General features: G+C 61.4%; 12 protein-coding genes. 3 read left to right on the plus strand and 9 right to left on the minus strand.

Annotated features, from left to right (window positions below; translation table 11 throughout):
• Positions 1 to 8 precede the first annotated feature (8 nt).
• The 7 genes from IWX87_RS01740 to IWX87_RS01770 form a co-directional block, all read right to left on the minus strand.
• Entirely contained in the window at positions 9 to 290 is a 282-nt protein-coding gene (locus IWX87_RS01740; protein ID WP_196861768.1) for a K+/H+ antiporter subunit F, read from the minus strand.
• A complete protein-coding gene (locus IWX87_RS01745; RefSeq protein WP_196861769.1) occupies positions 287 to 838 on the minus strand; it encodes a Na+/H+ antiporter subunit E in 552 nt (183 codons plus the stop codon). The genes IWX87_RS01740 and IWX87_RS01745 overlap by 4 nt, the downstream gene beginning before the upstream one ends.
• Complete coding sequence (locus tag IWX87_RS01750) at positions 835 to 2,475, minus strand: monovalent cation/H+ antiporter subunit D (protein WP_196861770.1); 1,641 nt, start codon at positions 2,473 to 2,475, stop codon at positions 835 to 837. The genes IWX87_RS01745 and IWX87_RS01750 overlap by 4 nt, the downstream gene beginning before the upstream one ends.
• Positions 2,472 to 2,837 carry a Na+/H+ antiporter subunit C gene (locus tag IWX87_RS01755; RefSeq protein WP_196861771.1) on the minus strand — a complete coding sequence of 122 codons (366 nt, stop codon included), beginning with the start codon at positions 2,835 to 2,837 and terminating at the stop codon, positions 2,472 to 2,474. Before IWX87_RS01755 ends, IWX87_RS01750 begins: the two co-directional genes overlap by 4 nt.
• Positions 2,834 to 5,692 (minus strand): monovalent cation/H+ antiporter subunit A, encoded by a 2,859-nt coding sequence (locus IWX87_RS01760; RefSeq protein ID WP_196861772.1) that lies wholly within the window; start codon positions 5,690 to 5,692, stop codon positions 2,834 to 2,836. The genes IWX87_RS01755 and IWX87_RS01760 overlap by 4 nt, the downstream gene beginning before the upstream one ends.
• A 118-nt stretch (positions 5,693 to 5,810) precedes the next feature.
• Entirely contained in the window at positions 5,811 to 6,899 is a 1,089-nt protein-coding gene (locus tag IWX87_RS01765; RefSeq protein ID WP_196861773.1) for a calcium/sodium antiporter, read from the minus strand.
• A 19-nt stretch (positions 6,900 to 6,918) separates the two neighbouring features.
• Positions 6,919 to 7,518, minus strand: a complete 600-nt coding sequence (locus tag IWX87_RS01770) for a YqhA family protein (protein WP_196861774.1) — start codon at positions 7,516 to 7,518, stop codon at positions 6,919 to 6,921.
• A 145-nt stretch (positions 7,519 to 7,663) separates the two neighbouring features.
• Between IWX87_RS01770 and acs the strand changes: the two genes are divergently transcribed.
• Positions 7,664 to 9,658, plus strand: coding sequence for an acetate--CoA ligase (gene acs, locus IWX87_RS01775; protein WP_196861775.1), 1,995 nt, complete (start codon positions 7,664 to 7,666; stop codon positions 9,656 to 9,658).
• 110 nt (positions 9,659 to 9,768) lie between these two features.
• Here acs and IWX87_RS01780 read toward each other — a convergent pair whose 3' ends face one another.
• On the minus strand, positions 9,769 to 10,089 hold the full coding sequence (locus IWX87_RS01780) for a c-type cytochrome (protein ID WP_370583722.1): 321 nt from the start codon (positions 10,087 to 10,089) through the stop codon (positions 9,769 to 9,771).
• Positions 10,090 to 10,216: 127 nt separating this feature from the next.
• On the opposite strand from IWX87_RS01780, the gene IWX87_RS01785 reads away from it, so the two are divergent.
• Positions 10,217 to 10,459, plus strand: a complete 243-nt coding sequence (locus IWX87_RS01785) for a TIGR04438 family Trp-rich protein (protein ID WP_196861776.1) — start codon at positions 10,217 to 10,219, stop codon at positions 10,457 to 10,459.
• 102 nt (positions 10,460 to 10,561) lie between these two features.
• Here the strand turns inward: IWX87_RS01785 and ilvD are convergent, their stop codons facing one another.
• Positions 10,562 to 12,256 (minus strand): dihydroxy-acid dehydratase, encoded by a 1,695-nt coding sequence (gene ilvD / locus IWX87_RS01790; RefSeq protein WP_196861777.1) that lies wholly within the window; start codon positions 12,254 to 12,256, stop codon positions 10,562 to 10,564.
• A gap of 106 nt (positions 12,257 to 12,362) precedes the next feature.
• Here ilvD and IWX87_RS01795 point away from each other — a divergent pair, with 106 nt between their 5' ends.
• Positions 12,363 to 13,295, plus strand: a complete 933-nt coding sequence (locus tag IWX87_RS01795; RefSeq protein WP_196861778.1) for a LysR family transcriptional regulator — start codon at positions 12,363 to 12,365, stop codon at positions 13,293 to 13,295.
• Positions 13,296 to 13,444 lie beyond the last annotated feature (149 nt).

A 13,444-nucleotide genomic window follows, 5' to 3' on the forward strand; every position in this document is an offset into this window, starting at 1 on the left:
CTTTTGCTTCATTCGATGACGTCGCCGCGTGTCAGGTAACGCGCCAGCGCCACCGTGGAAACAAAACCCAGCATGGCCATGATCAGGGCTGCTTCGAAAAGCAGTGCCGTGTCCAGGCGGATGCCCAGCAAAACCACCAGCGCCACGGCGTTGATGTACAGCGTGTCGATGGCCAGCACGCGGTCCATGATGTGGGGGCCGCGCGCCAGACGCCAGGCGCACAGCAGCAGGGCCAGCGACACGGCGCCTGTGGCAATGTCGAGCGCCAGCGCCAGGAAGTTGACGTTCATGGGCTTTCTCCTTTGGGCGCGCCTTGTGGGTTCTGCGGCTTTTGCAACCGTGATTCAAAGATGATCTGCAGTGGACGCTCGTAACGTGCCTGGATGTCGGCCACCATTTGCGCGGGATCGGTGCAGTCCAATGCGTGAACCAGAATATGGCGGCGCTGCTCGTCAATGGTGCACGACACCGTGCCAGGTGTGGTGGTGATGATGCTGGCCAGCAGTGAAATGGCGGTGGGATGGCTGAGCGCCAGCGGCACCGTGATCCAGGCGGGTTGCAACTGCGCCATTGGCCCCAGCACCAGCCGCGCCACTGTGATGTTGGACACCACGATGTCCCACAGCACGACCCCCAGCAGCCGCACGGCCGGCAACATGCGCATGGGCGATGAAATGTGCAAGAAACCGTGCAACAGTCGCGGCACGATGAGACCGATGAGCACCGCTGAAATCAGGTGAAAGGGCGCCAGCGTCTGCTGCAGCAGCAGCCAGGTGATACCCAGAAGCGCCGACAGCCAGGGGTGACCGAACCAGCCTGCTTTTTGTGTCTTGTTCATGGTGTTCCTTTCTGTGCTGGTAACACCACTTCGCCTTCGCCGGCCCGGTAAGGCCGGGTCGTGTCGGCCGCGGCACCCCCCACGGGGCCCAGCACCGCTTGCGCATAGGCGGCCCGGTCGGCCAGTTGCAACGCTGCGGCATCGGTGTAGCGTTTAAGCGGAGAAGCCGCCACAGCCAGCAGCAGGCTCAAGGCCAGCAAAGCCAGCGTGGCGCGGGTCAGGCGCATGCTGGAGCCGGGGCGGATGGTGTGTTTTCCTTCGGGCAGCACGTTCCAGAAAAGTATGGACCCGGCACGTGCCAGCCCGATCATCGTCATGACGCTGGTGGCCAGCACCACGCTCCAAACCCAGGCATGGGCAGGTGTCAGCGCCGAGCTTTCAAGAATCATCAGCTTGCCCAGAAAGCCGGGCAGCGGCGGCAGGCCCGCCACAGAGGCTGCACCCAGCAGGGTCATCATGCCCAGCAAAATGGGCTGGGCCACGGGCGCTGCAGGTTGCAACCGGTCGCCGGTGTCGCCGCGTTGGGTGGCCACCAGTTCGACCAGCAGGAACAGCGCCGCTGCCACCAGCGTGCTGTGCATCATGTAGTAAAGCGCCGCAGACAAGGCGGCCGGCGTGTACAGGCCGACACCGGCCAGCACAGTACCCACCGAGGCCACGGTCAGGTACGCCACCAGCCGCGCCAGGCTGTGCGCGGCGAGCGCGCCGAGCACGCCCAGTGCAATGGTCAGCAGCGCCATCGGCAGCAGCCACGGCTGGGCCGCCAGCGCGGCATGTCCCGCGCCGTCGCCCAGCATCACGCCGTGCACCCGGATGATGCTGTACACACCGACCTTGGTCATGATGGCAAACATGGCGGCGACCGGCGCACTGGCCGCGGCATAGGTGTTGGGCAGCCACATGTAAAGCGGCACGATGGCGGCCTTCAGGCCAAACACCACCAGCAGCACCATGGCCCCCGCCTTGAACAGTGATGCCTGCTCGGGGTCAAGCCGACCGACGCGCAATGCCAGGTCGGCCATGTTGAGCGTGCCGGCCACGCCGTAAATGATCGCCAGCCCAACCAGGAACAGCGCCGAGGCCACCAGGTTGAGCACCACGTAATGCACGCCGGCCTTGAAGCGCTCGCGGCCCTGGCCATGCACCAGCAGCACATACGACGCGATCAGCAGCACCTCGAAAAACACAAACAGGTTGAACAGGTCACCGGTGACGAAGGCGCCCGACAGGCCCATCAGCAAAAAGTGGAACATGGTGTGAAAGTGCCGTCCACGCGCATCCCAGCCGCCAGCGGCATACCAGAGCACCGGCACCGCAATGGTCCAGGTCAGTGCCAGCATCATCGCGCTCAGGCGGTCCACCACCAGCACGATGCCAAACGGCGCGGGCCAGCCGCCCAGGGGATAGACATTGAGCGACCCCATGGAGGCTTCGGTCATCAGCCGCCAGGCCAGTACAGCCCCCAGTGCCACTGAAGAAAAGCTGAGCAGCCGCCGGCGTTGCAGCAGCCGTCCGCCGTGGTTGGCTTCGCCGCCCTTGTCGCCCATCAGCAGCAGGGCAACGGCGGTGAACATTGGCAGCAACACCGGCAGCACCGGCAGATGCGTTTGAAAAAAGAGGCTCAGGAGTTCACTCATGCGGCGTCGTTCCGGGCAGGGCCTGGGCGGTGGCCGGGCTCATGCCCGTCCACATGGTCGCTGCCCGATTCATGGCGGCTGCGCAGCGCCAGTTCCACCACAAAGCCGGTGGTGGCAAAACCGATGACGATGGCGGTCAGAACCAGCGCTTGCGGCAGCGGGTCGGCCACGCGCCCGGTGGCTGAAAGAATCGGCGCTGCATCCTGCCAGAGGCGGCCCATGGCAAAGATGAACACGTTCACCGCATAGCCCAGCAGGCTCATGCCCAGCACGACGGGCCAGGTGCGCCCGCGCAGGATCAGGTAGATGCCGGTGGCGGTGACAGCGCCAATGCCGCTGGCAACCAGGAATTCGAGGCTCATGGTGTGACTTCTTTGGAACGGCGTGCCGGCACTGGCGTACCGGTTTCGCGGGACACGGTGCCCAGGGTGGAAAGCGTCAGCAGCGTCGCGCCGACCACGGTGATGTAAACCCCCAGGTCAAACAGCGCGGCGGTGGCCAGCGGCAACTGGCCCAGCAGCGGCACATCAGGGTGGCCGTGGGCACTGGTCAGAAAAGGCTGGCCCAGCACGAAGGCGCCGATACCCGTCAGCCCGGCGATGCCCAGCCCGATGCCGATCCAGCGCACGAAGCGGTTGCCGCCATCGGCCCGCAGCAACGCTTCAGCACGCGACTGGCCCCTGGCCATGTACTGCAGCACCAGCGCCACGGCAGTGATCAGCCCGGCAATGAATCCGCCGCCTGGCTGGTTGTGGCCGCGCATGAAGATGTAGAGCGTCACCACCAGGGCCAGTGGCAGCAGCATGCGCGCGGCCACGCGCAGCATCAGCGGCTGCGTGGCAAAGGTCCATGGCAGGCCGCCGCCATCCGTCGCCGGGCGGCGTGCGCGCATGCCGTCCATCAGCGCCAGCACGCCGACAGCGGCAATTGCCAGCACGGTGATTTCCCCGAAGGTGTCGTAGCCCCGGAAGTCCACCAAAATGACGTTGACCACATTGGTGCCGCCACCGGCCACGGCCGAGTTGTTCAAGAAATACCAGGCAATCGAGTCATGGTCGCGCGTCAACATCACCCAGGCCAGCCAGGCGATGCCCGAGCCGCCCGCCAGCGCCAGAACACCATCGCGCCAGCGGCGGGACACGCTCGATTCGCGCGGCGTTTTCTGGGGCAGCAGCGCCAGCCCCATCAGCAGCAGCACGGTGGCGACCAGCTCGACCGTCAGTTGCGTCAGTGCCAGGTCGGGAGCCGAGAAGCCGACGAAGGTCATGGCCGTCACCAGGCCGATCACCCCGGCCACCACCACCGACTGGAAGCGGTCGTGGTGGCGCAGCGCCAGCCATCCGCAGCACATCAGCACCAGTCCCCACAACACCAGGGCAGGCAGGTTAACCGGCAGCAGGACGCGCGAGCCCGTGCCCGGAGCGTCGCCAAACAGCAAGGGCGTGCTGGCCACGACCACGGTGGCGATCAGCATCCAGGCGATGTAGCGCTGCAGCGACGCGGTTTCGAGCAGCCCCGTCAGCCGGCCGGCGCTTTCAAACAGGCGGTCGCTTCCCCGCGTGAACAGCTTCAGCCCGGTCAGCAGGCCGAACCAGTTTTCGGAATTCAGGCGGTGCAGCCGGCCACCGCGCGCCAGCGTGAAATACAGCGCAGCACCACCGGCCAGCGCCAGCACGCTGAGCACCAGTGGCAAGTTGAATCCATGCCAGATCGCCAGGGTAAAGGCCGGCGGCGCCGTTCCCAGCATGGACGTGGCGGCCACCAGCACCAGGGGCCCGAGCAGCAGCGACGGCAGGATGCCGACCGCGATGCAGACCACCGCCAGCAGTATGACCGGTACCTTCATGCCCAGCGGCGGCTCGTGCGGGTGGGCCTTGGGCATATCGCGCGCCGGGCCGTTGAAGAAAATGTCGTGCACCAGCCGCACCGAATACGCCACGCTGAACAGCGCCGCCAGGGTCGCCAGGGCGGGAACCAGCCAGCGCCAGCCGCCGGCCTGGCCAAACGTCACGGCCTCGGTCAGGAACATTTCCTTGGACACAAAGCCGTTGAACAGCGGCACGCCCGCCATGGCCGCCGCTGTGACCATTGCCAGCGTTGCTGTCCAGGGCATGAGGCGCCCCAGGTTGCCCAGCAGGCGCATGTCGCGCGTGCCGGTTTCATGGTCGATGATGCCGGCAATCATGAACAGCGAAGCCTTGAAGCTGGCATGGTTCAGGATGTGGAACAGCGCCGCCACCGCCGCCAGCGGCGAGCCCAGGCCGATCAAAAACGTGATCAACCCCAGGTGGCTGATGGTCGAATAGGCCAGCAGGCCCTTGAGGTCGTGCTTGAAAATCGCAATGAAGGCGGCAAACGCCATCGTCACCAGGCCAGTGGTGCTGACCAGCCCGGCAAACAGGTCAGTGCCGCCAATCACCGGCGTCAGGCGGGCAAGCAAAAAAATTCCCGCCTTGACCATGGTGGCCGAATGCAGGTAGGCCGATACCGGGGTCGGCGCCGCCATCGCCTGCGGCAGCCAGAAGTGAAACGGAAACTGCGCGCTTTTGGTGAAGCAGCCAAGCAGGATCAGCAGCAACGCGGCGGGATAAAGAGGATCGGCCTGAATGGCCGCGCCCTGGCCCAGCATCTGGCTCAGCTCATAGGTGCCGGCGATCTGGCCGAGCAGGACAAAGCCGCCCAGCATCGCCAGGCCGCCGCCGCCGGTGATGGCCAGCGCCATGCGCGCGCCGTCGCGCGCGTCGGCCCGGTGCTGCCAATAGCCGACCAGCAAGAACGACGAAATGCTGGTGAGTTCCCAGAACACGATCAGCAGCAGCAGGTTGTCCGACAGGGCAATGCCCAGCATCGCCGCCATGAACAGCATCAGCGTGCTGTAGAACTTGCCGACCGGATCGTCCTTGCCAAGGTAAAAATGCGCGTACACGATGATCAGCAGGCCGATGCCGGTGATCAGCAACGCGAACATCAGTGACAGGCCGTCGAGCCGCAGGCCCAGGTTCAGGCCGATTTCCGGCACCCAGGGGATGAAGTCGTGGATCACCTTGCCGCGCATCACGGCGGGCGCGCGGACCATGAGTAAGGCAAGGCTGGCGGCCGTGACTGCAGCGGCCAGCCAGGCCGTGCGTCCACGGTGGTTCTTAGAGAGTTTGGCGCCGGACCAGCCGGTGAGGAGGGTGCCAGCCAGCAGCGGCAGGAGGATGATCAGCAGTAGCAAGGTTGGGGGTCGTCCTTTAGGGAGCGGTCATTCTAGTTGGCTGGTTTTTCAAGCCAGCGCATGTGGAATTGATCCGCCGGCAAAACGCTACGTGCCTGCAGGTGGAACTGGCCGTTGTTCAGTCCGGACGGTCCGGGGTCTTTTTTCGCTTTATCAACATCACGATGAGCGTGATCAGCGTGATCGGAATCACGAAGCTCATCATCGCCATCGAGAACACGCCCAGCGTTTCATGCTGCCGGGTGGCCAAAATCAGGTAGGTGACATAGGCTGCGTAGTAAAGAACAAATACACCGCCTTCCCAACGGGCAATCTCGCGCCCGGTCAGGAAAATCGGCAGGCAGGCGAGTGCAACGGCAATCATGACCCATATGTCGAAATTGAGGATGGCCGCCGGCATGACCAGACCCGCGTTGCCCGATACGAGGCCCGCCAGGCCCAGGCAGCCCAAGAGGTTGAAGGTGCAACTGCCGACCACGTTGCCGACCGCGATGTCGCGCTCACCCTTGATGGCTGCCATGACCGAGGTGGCCACTTCGGGCATGGACGTTCCGGCAGCCACGATGGTCAATCCGATTACCAGGTCGCTCACGCCCAGTGCCTTGGCAAAAATGGTCGATGCCGTGACCAGCCAGTCCGAACCGAGCACCAGCAGGCCCAGGCCGGCAACGATCAGCAGCAGTTGAGCCGGAAGTTTCGAGTCCCAGCCGCCTGACGGCGCAGGCGTGGCTTCAGCCGAGTAATGGTCTTGCGCAGCCTTGCCTTCGGCGCGCGATTGCACGATCAAAAACACCGTGTAGGCCAATGCCAGGCAAAACAGAAGTACCCCATCCATCAGGCTGATCGTGCCGTCCAGGCCCAATGCCAGCAGCAGCAGCGACGCGCCAATCATGATCGGCACTTCCTGGCGTATCAGCTGGATGTTGACGATCAAGGGCGTGATCAGCGCCGACACGCCCAGCACGAACAGCACGTTGAAAATGTTGCTGCCGACCACGTTGCCAATGGCAATGTCGGTCTGGCCATTGAGCACCGCAGCTGTGGAGACGGCCATTTCAGGCGCACTCGTGCCAAAAGCCACGATGGTCAGGCCCACCACCAGCGGCGAGATGCCGAACGACAGCGCCAGTTTGGACGCGCCACGCACCAGCAGCTCGGCCCCTAGAACCAAGCCGATCAGGCCGCCTATGAACAGCAAAAAGGTCATGAAAAATCTTTTGAAGGATTCAGTAGGGTTTCTGGCTGTGCGACATCATCCGGTCGGTCGCGGCAATTGCCAGGGCGCTGAGCAGGAACGTGATGTGGATCACCGTTTGTGCAATCAGCACCCGGTCGGTGTAGTTGTCGGCATTGATGAATGTCTTGAGCAGATGAATCGAGCTGATGCCGATGATGGCGGTGGCCAGCTTGACCTTGAGCACCGAGGCGTTCACATGGCTGAGCCACTCTGGCTGGTCGCGGTGGCCTTCAAGATTCAGGCGGCTGACAAAGGTTTCATAACCTCCGACGATCACCATGATCAGCAGGTTGGAAATCATGACCACGTCAATCAGTGCCAGCACCACCAGCATGATGACGGTCTCGTTCAGCGTGGTCACCGGTGCGCTGGTCTTGTAGCCAATGCTCGTGATCAGCGCCTGCAATGCTGTCTGGCTGCCAAAGACCGCCTCGACCAGGTGCATCAATTCCACCAGGAAATGGAAGACATAGACGCCCTGGGCTGCGATCAGTCCCAAATACAGCGGCACCTGCAACCAGCGGCTGGCGAAGATCAGATTAGGCAAAGGACGCAGCGGCGTGAGTTTTGGGGGAGTAGGTAGAGACATGGACAAACCGTTACTAGAGGGTGGGAATTGTAGGATGCGCTGAACACCTGCCGAATCACATGGATTAAGCTGGAAGCACGTCAGTGGCCTGTAAGTGCGAGGCCCGAAAGTACGACCGATTCAATGACCCAAGGAGACATGATTAATGAGCACCCCTGACAATTCCATCCAGTCCACGTTGGTTGAAAACCGCGTGTTTCCACCCAGTGATGCCACCGTGAAGGCTGCCCGGATTTCCGGCATGGAGGGCTACAACGCCCTGTGCGCAGAAGCTGCCAATGACTTCGAAGGCTTCTGGGCCCGGTTGGCACGCGAAAACCTGAGCTGGAAAAAGCCATTCACGCAGGTGCTGGATGAATCCAATGCCCCGTTTTACAAGTGGTTTGCCGATGGCGAGTTGAATGCCTCCTACAACTGTCTGGACCGCCACCTGGGCACGCCAACAGAAAACAAGAAAGCCATCATTTTCGAGAGCGATGATGGCAAGGTGACCAACGTCACCTACAAGGAACTGCACGCCAGGGTCAGCCAGTTCGCCAGCGCGTTGAAAGACATGGGCATTCAAAAGGGCGACCGCGTTGTCATCTACATGCCGATGACGGTTGAAGGCATTGTTGCCATGCAGGCCTGCGCCCGCATCGGCGCCACGCATTCGGTGGTGTTCGGCGGCTTTTCGGCCAAGAGCCTGCAAGACCGCATTCAGGACGCCGGTGCCGTTGCGGTCATCACCGCAAACTTCCAGCTGCGTGGTGGCAAGGAGTTGCCGCTCAAGGCCATCGTCGATGACGGCATTGCAATGGGTGGTTGCGAGTCGATCAAGAACGTCATCGTTTACCAGCGCACGCCGACTGCCTGCAACATGGTGGCCGGCCGCGACAGCCTGATGCATGAGGTCACGGCCAAGGCCAACCCTGTCTGCGATCCTGAATTCGTGGGTGCCGAGCATCCGTTGTTCGTGCTTTACACGTCCGGCTCGACCGGCAAGCCCAAAGGCGTGCAGCACAGCACGGGCGGCTACCTGATGTGGGCCAAGCTGACCATGGACTGGACATTCGATCTGCAGCCGTCGGACGTGTTCTGGTGCACCGCAGATATTGGCTGGATCACCGGGCACACCTACATCGCTTATGGCCCGCTCGCTGCTGGCGCCACGCAGGTGGTGTTTGAAGGCGTTCCGACTTACCCGAACGCCGGGCGCTTCTGGCAGATGATCGAAAAACACAAGGTCACGATTTTCTACACCGCACCCACCGCCATTCGTTCGCTGATCAAGGCCGCCGATGCAGACGCAGCGGTGCATCCGGACCGGTCAGACCTGAGCAGCCTGCGCATCCTGGGCTCGGTCGGCGAGCCGATCAATCCCGAAGCCTGGATGTGGTACTACAAAAACATCGGCCATGAGCGCTGCCCGGTGATCGACACCTTCTGGCAAACCGAAAACGGCGGCCACATGATCACGCCGCTGCCAGGCGCAACACCGCTGGTTCCCGGTAGCTGCACGCTGCCGCTTCCGGGCATCATGGCCGCCATCGTCGACGAAACCGGCAAGGACCTGCCCAATGGTTCGGGCGGCATGCTGGTGTTCAAGCGTCCGTGGCCAGCCATGATCCGCACCATCTGGAATGATCCCGAGCGTTTCAAGAAAAGCTATTTCCCCGAAGAAATGGGCGGCAAGATTTATCTGGCCGGCGACGGCGCTGTGCGCAATATCGACAACGGTTACTTCCGCATCACCGGCCGCATTGACGACGTGCTGAACGTGTCGGGTCATCGTATGGGCACGATGGAAATCGAGTCGGCGCTGGTGGCGCATCCGCTGGTGGCTGAAGCCGCCGTGGTGGGCCGTCCCGACGACCTGACGGGTGAAGCGATTGTGGCTTTTGTGGTGCTCAAGCGTTCACGTCCTGAAGGTGACGAAGCCAAGGCGATTGCCAAGGAACTGCGCGACTGGGTGGGCAAAGAGATTGGCCCGATTGCCAAACCGAAGGACATCCGCTTTGGCGACAACCTGCCCAAGACACGCAGCGGCAAGATCATGCGCCGACTGCTGCGCGGCGTGGCCAAGGGCGAAACAGCCCCACAGGACACCTCGACGCTTGAAAATCCGGCGATTCTGGAACAACTGATGCAGAACCTGTAAAGTCTTTGCAGGGCCGATGGGGTCTGCCTACAAAAAAGCCCGTCAATTGACGGGCTTTTTTGTGACTTCGAGTTTGTGGGTTGCCACTGCGGCAACCACACGCAGGATGATTACTTTTGCGTCAGGATCCAGGCCACCAATTGTTTGGCCTCTGCTGGCGTGACCTGCGAATTGGCTGGCATGGGAACGGGTCCCCAGACACCGCCACCGCCCTTGAGAACTTTGGCTTCCAGTTTCGCGACGGCGTCTGCCTGGCCCGCATATTTGGCCGCCACATCCTTATAAGATGGTCCCACCAGTTTTTTGTCAACGGCGTGGCAGGCCATGCAGTTTTTGGCCGTTGCCAATTGCAGGTCAGCCATGGCCGGAGCGCAGACTGCAAAACCTGCCGCAATGGAAGCGATTGCCAAAAGAGTGCGTTTCAGTTTCATATGTTGGCCTCATTCGTAAAGGGTGATGGATTCGGTTACAGTGATTTAACGCGATTGTAGAGGCGGGAGTTGACCAAGGACCATGGCCACAATTTCCAGGTAATCTGTCCGATTTCAGGAGTTCAGTATGTATTTTTTGTTGATCGGCGTTTTGGGCCTGGCCCTGAAATACCTGGAAACTGAACCGGTGGCCGGTTTGAGCTGGTGGCTTATTTTGTTGCCATTTGCGCTGGCTGCTGCATGGTGGGCATGGGCTGATGCCTCGGGCTACTCCAGGCGCAAGGAAATTAAAAAAATGGATGACCGCAAGCAAAAACGCATCGACAAGCAGCGCGCGGCCATGGGCTTGATCTCCAAAAAACGGTCTTGAAGCTGTTGCTCCCACGCTGACTGCGGCGGCCTTGACAAAGGTAAAAAGCCCGTGAGGTGGGTATTTCACAGGCTTTTAATGTCGCAATTCAATGCTCATGCATCAATAGTCGTCCAGCACGGCTCCTTTGCTGGCGCTTGATGCATTGAACGCAAACTTGGCCTGCACGCCGCGCGTGTAACGCGGTGCAGGTGCCGTCCAGCCGACCTTGCGGCTGTCGAGTTCAGCGTCGCTGATGTTGAGTTGCAGCAGCAACTGGTTGGCATCAATCGTGATTGAATCGCCCTCGCGGATGAATGCGATGTTTCCGCCAGCCGCCGCTTCAGGCGCGACATGGCCAACCACCATTCCCCAGGTGCCCCCCGAGAACCGTCCGTCGGTGATCAAGCCGACGCTTTCGCCGAGGCCGGCGCCAATCAGTGCACCAGTCGGTGCCAGCATTTCCGGCATGCCCGGGCCGCCCTTGGGGCCAAGGTAGCGCAGCACCATCACGTCGCCGGCCACGATCTTGCCGTCCAGAATCGCCTTCAGGCCCGACTGCTCATCTTCAAACACGCGCGCAGGTCCGGTCATGACCGGATTCTTCAGGCCGGTAATTTTCGCCACGCAGCCTTCGGGCGACAGGTTGCCTTTCAAAATCGCCAGGTGGCCGTGGGCATACATCGGCTTGTTGATAGGGCGGATCACGTCCTGATCTGAGCGTGGCGCATCAGGGACGTCAGCCAGCACTTCGGCAATCGTCTGGCCTGAAATGGTGATGCAGTCGCCATGCAGCAAGCCGGCGACCAGCAGCATTTTCATCACCTGTGGAATCCCGCCCGCCTGGTGCAGGTCGACCGCCAGATATTCGCCCGATGGCTTGAGGTTGCACAGCACCGGGGTTTTCTGGCGCACGCGCTCGAAGTCGTCAATCGTCCATTCGACGTCGGCCGCATGGGCAATGGCCAGGAAATGCAGCACCGCATTGGTCGAGCCGCCTGTGGCCATGATGACCGCCACAGCGTTTTCGATCGATTTACGGGTCACGATGTCGCGTGGCTTGATGTCTTTCTTGACCGCCTCGATCAGCACCTTGGCCGACTCCTTGGCCGAGTTCAGTTTCTCGTCATGCGGATTGGCCATGGTGCTGGAGTAGGGCAGCGAGATGCCCAGGGCCTCGAATGCGCTGGACATGGTGTTGGCGGTGTACATGCCACCGCAGCTGCCAGTTCCGGGAATGGCGCGGCGCTCGATCTGCAGCAGGTCTTCGTCGCTCAGGCGGCCAGCGGCGTTTTCGCCCACGGCTTCAAACACGCTGACGATGTTCAGGTCTTTGCCTTTGTAGTGGCCCGGCAGAATCGTGCCGCCATAGACATAGATGGCCGGCACGTTGGCGCGCAGCATGCCCATCAGGCCACCGGGCATGTTTTTGTCGCAGCCGCCGACCACCAGTACGCCATCCATCCACTGACCCTGCACGCAGGTTTCGATGCAGTCCGAAATGACCTCTCGGCTTACCAGCGAATACTTCATGCCTTCGGTGCCCATGGCCATACCGTCAGAAATCGTCGGCGTGCCGAATACCTGCGCATTGCCGCCAGCTTCTTCAATTGCGGCAATAGCCGCATCGGCGAGCTTTTGCAGGCCACTGTTGCACGGCGTGATGGTGCTGTGGCCGTTGGCCACGCCAATCATGGGTTTCTTGAAATCACTTTCCTCGTAGCCCATGGCGTAGTACATGGAACGGTTGGGCGCACGGGACTTGCCTTCGGTGATATTGGCCGAGCGGCGGTTGATGGCGATGACTTTGGTTTCCATGGGTTTGGCCTAGGTATGTTGCTGGATTAATGCGAAACGCCAAGTATCCGTGCGTTGAATGATTCTTTCCAATCCATTTTTCAAGCTGGACTAATATGTTTTGCATATGAAAGAACAACCATCCAAAGACGTGCGCACACCCCATTTAATCGAGCTTCGGCTATGGCGTCAGTTTATTGCGGTGGCCGAAGAACTTCATTTCAGCCGGGCTGCCCAACGTTTGAACATGACCCAGCCGCCACTCACCCAAGCCATTGCGCAACTGGAGACGGCATTGGGTCTCAGGCTGTTTGACCGCACCAAGCGCAGCGTACAACTGACGGCGGCGGGCGCCGCCCTGGTGCCCGAAGCGCGCGACCTGCTGGCCCGCGCCAGTGCATTGCCGGTTTTTGCACGCGCCAGCGCTGACGGCGAAGCAGGGCGCTTGCGGCTGGCTTTTGTCTCGACGGTCGGGTTTGATGTGCTGCCGCGCTGGGTTCGTGCCTTTCGCGAGCAGCATCCCAAAGTTCAGCTTGAACTGCTTGAGGCGACGGGTGATGTCCAGTTAGAGGCCATCGGGCGCGGTGAAATCGACGCTGGCTTCATGCTGCATTCGCCAGGATTTTCACCGCCCGGCCTGGCCTGCCAGTTGATTGCCCGGGAATCTCTGGTACTGGCTGTGTCCGGGCAAAGCGAACTGGCCACCAGCGGCACGCTAACGCTGAAGAACTTGTTTGACCAGCCGCTGGTGATGTTTCCACGTCGGATTCTGCCTTCGCTGCATGACGCCATTTTTGCGATGTACCACGCGGCGGGCTATCTGCCGGGCGTGGCGCAGGAAGCCATCCAGATGCAGACCATCGTCAACCTGGTGTCCGCTGGCATCGGTGTGGCCTGGGTTCCTGACAGCGTGCGGCAGTTTCAACGGCCGGGCGTCGTTTATCGCAACGTATCAGTAGCCAAAGGTCAGGGTATTCCCGGATGCGAGACCAGTTTGGTGTGGCGTCCTGGAGTTGCCAGTCCTGCGCTGCAGCGCTTCATGGCATTTGCACCAAGCTGACAGTGTTTCGTTAGACGGAGTGCGCAATGCCGGGTTGACTGGGGCTGGCCGCAAATTGACGTTTGCAAGCTGCGCGAAGGATAAAAGGTGTAATCTGGGCCAGATAAGGACAAAAAATTACTTTTGTTACTTGATGGGGAGTTGTCCCA

Origin of the sequence: Polaromonas sp. CG_9.7 (assembly GCF_015752205.1) — a bacterium.
Classification (GTDB): Bacteria; Pseudomonadota; Gammaproteobacteria; order Burkholderiales; family Burkholderiaceae_C; genus Polaromonas.

Bases quoted from the DNA above. Each gene is read 5' to 3' on its own strand.
- IWX87_RS01740 (WP_196861768.1), bottom strand. From the start codon at position 290: ATGAACGTCAACTTCCTGGCGCTGGCGCTCGACATTGCCACAGGCGCC.
- IWX87_RS01745 (WP_196861769.1), bottom strand. From the start codon at position 838: ATGAACAAGACACAAAAAGCAGGCTGGTTCGGTCACCCCTGGCTGTCG.
- IWX87_RS01750 (WP_196861770.1), bottom strand. From the start codon at position 2,475: ATGAGTGAACTCCTGAGCCTCTTTTTTCAAACGCATCTGCCGGTGCTG.
- IWX87_RS01755 (WP_196861771.1), bottom strand. From the start codon at position 2,837: ATGAGCCTCGAATTCCTGGTTGCCAGCGGCATTGGCGCTGTCACCGCC.
- IWX87_RS01765 (WP_196861773.1), bottom strand. From the start codon at position 6,899: ATGACCTTTTTGCTGTTCATAGGCGGCCTGATCGGCTTGGTTCTAGGG.
- IWX87_RS01770 (WP_196861774.1), bottom strand. From the start codon at position 7,518: ATGTCTCTACCTACTCCCCCAAAACTCACGCCGCTGCGTCCTTTGCCT.
- acs (WP_196861775.1), top strand. From the start codon at position 7,664: ATGAGCACCCCTGACAATTCCATCCAGTCCACGTTGGTTGAAAACCGC.
- IWX87_RS01780 (WP_370583722.1), bottom strand. From the start codon at position 10,089: ATGAAACTGAAACGCACTCTTTTGGCAATCGCTTCCATTGCGGCAGGT.
- IWX87_RS01785 (WP_196861776.1), top strand. From the start codon at position 10,217: ATGTATTTTTTGTTGATCGGCGTTTTGGGCCTGGCCCTGAAATACCTG.
- ilvD (WP_196861777.1), bottom strand. From the start codon at position 12,256: ATGGAAACCAAAGTCATCGCCATCAACCGCCGCTCGGCCAATATCACC.
- IWX87_RS01795 (WP_196861778.1), top strand. From the start codon at position 12,363: ATGAAAGAACAACCATCCAAAGACGTGCGCACACCCCATTTAATCGAG.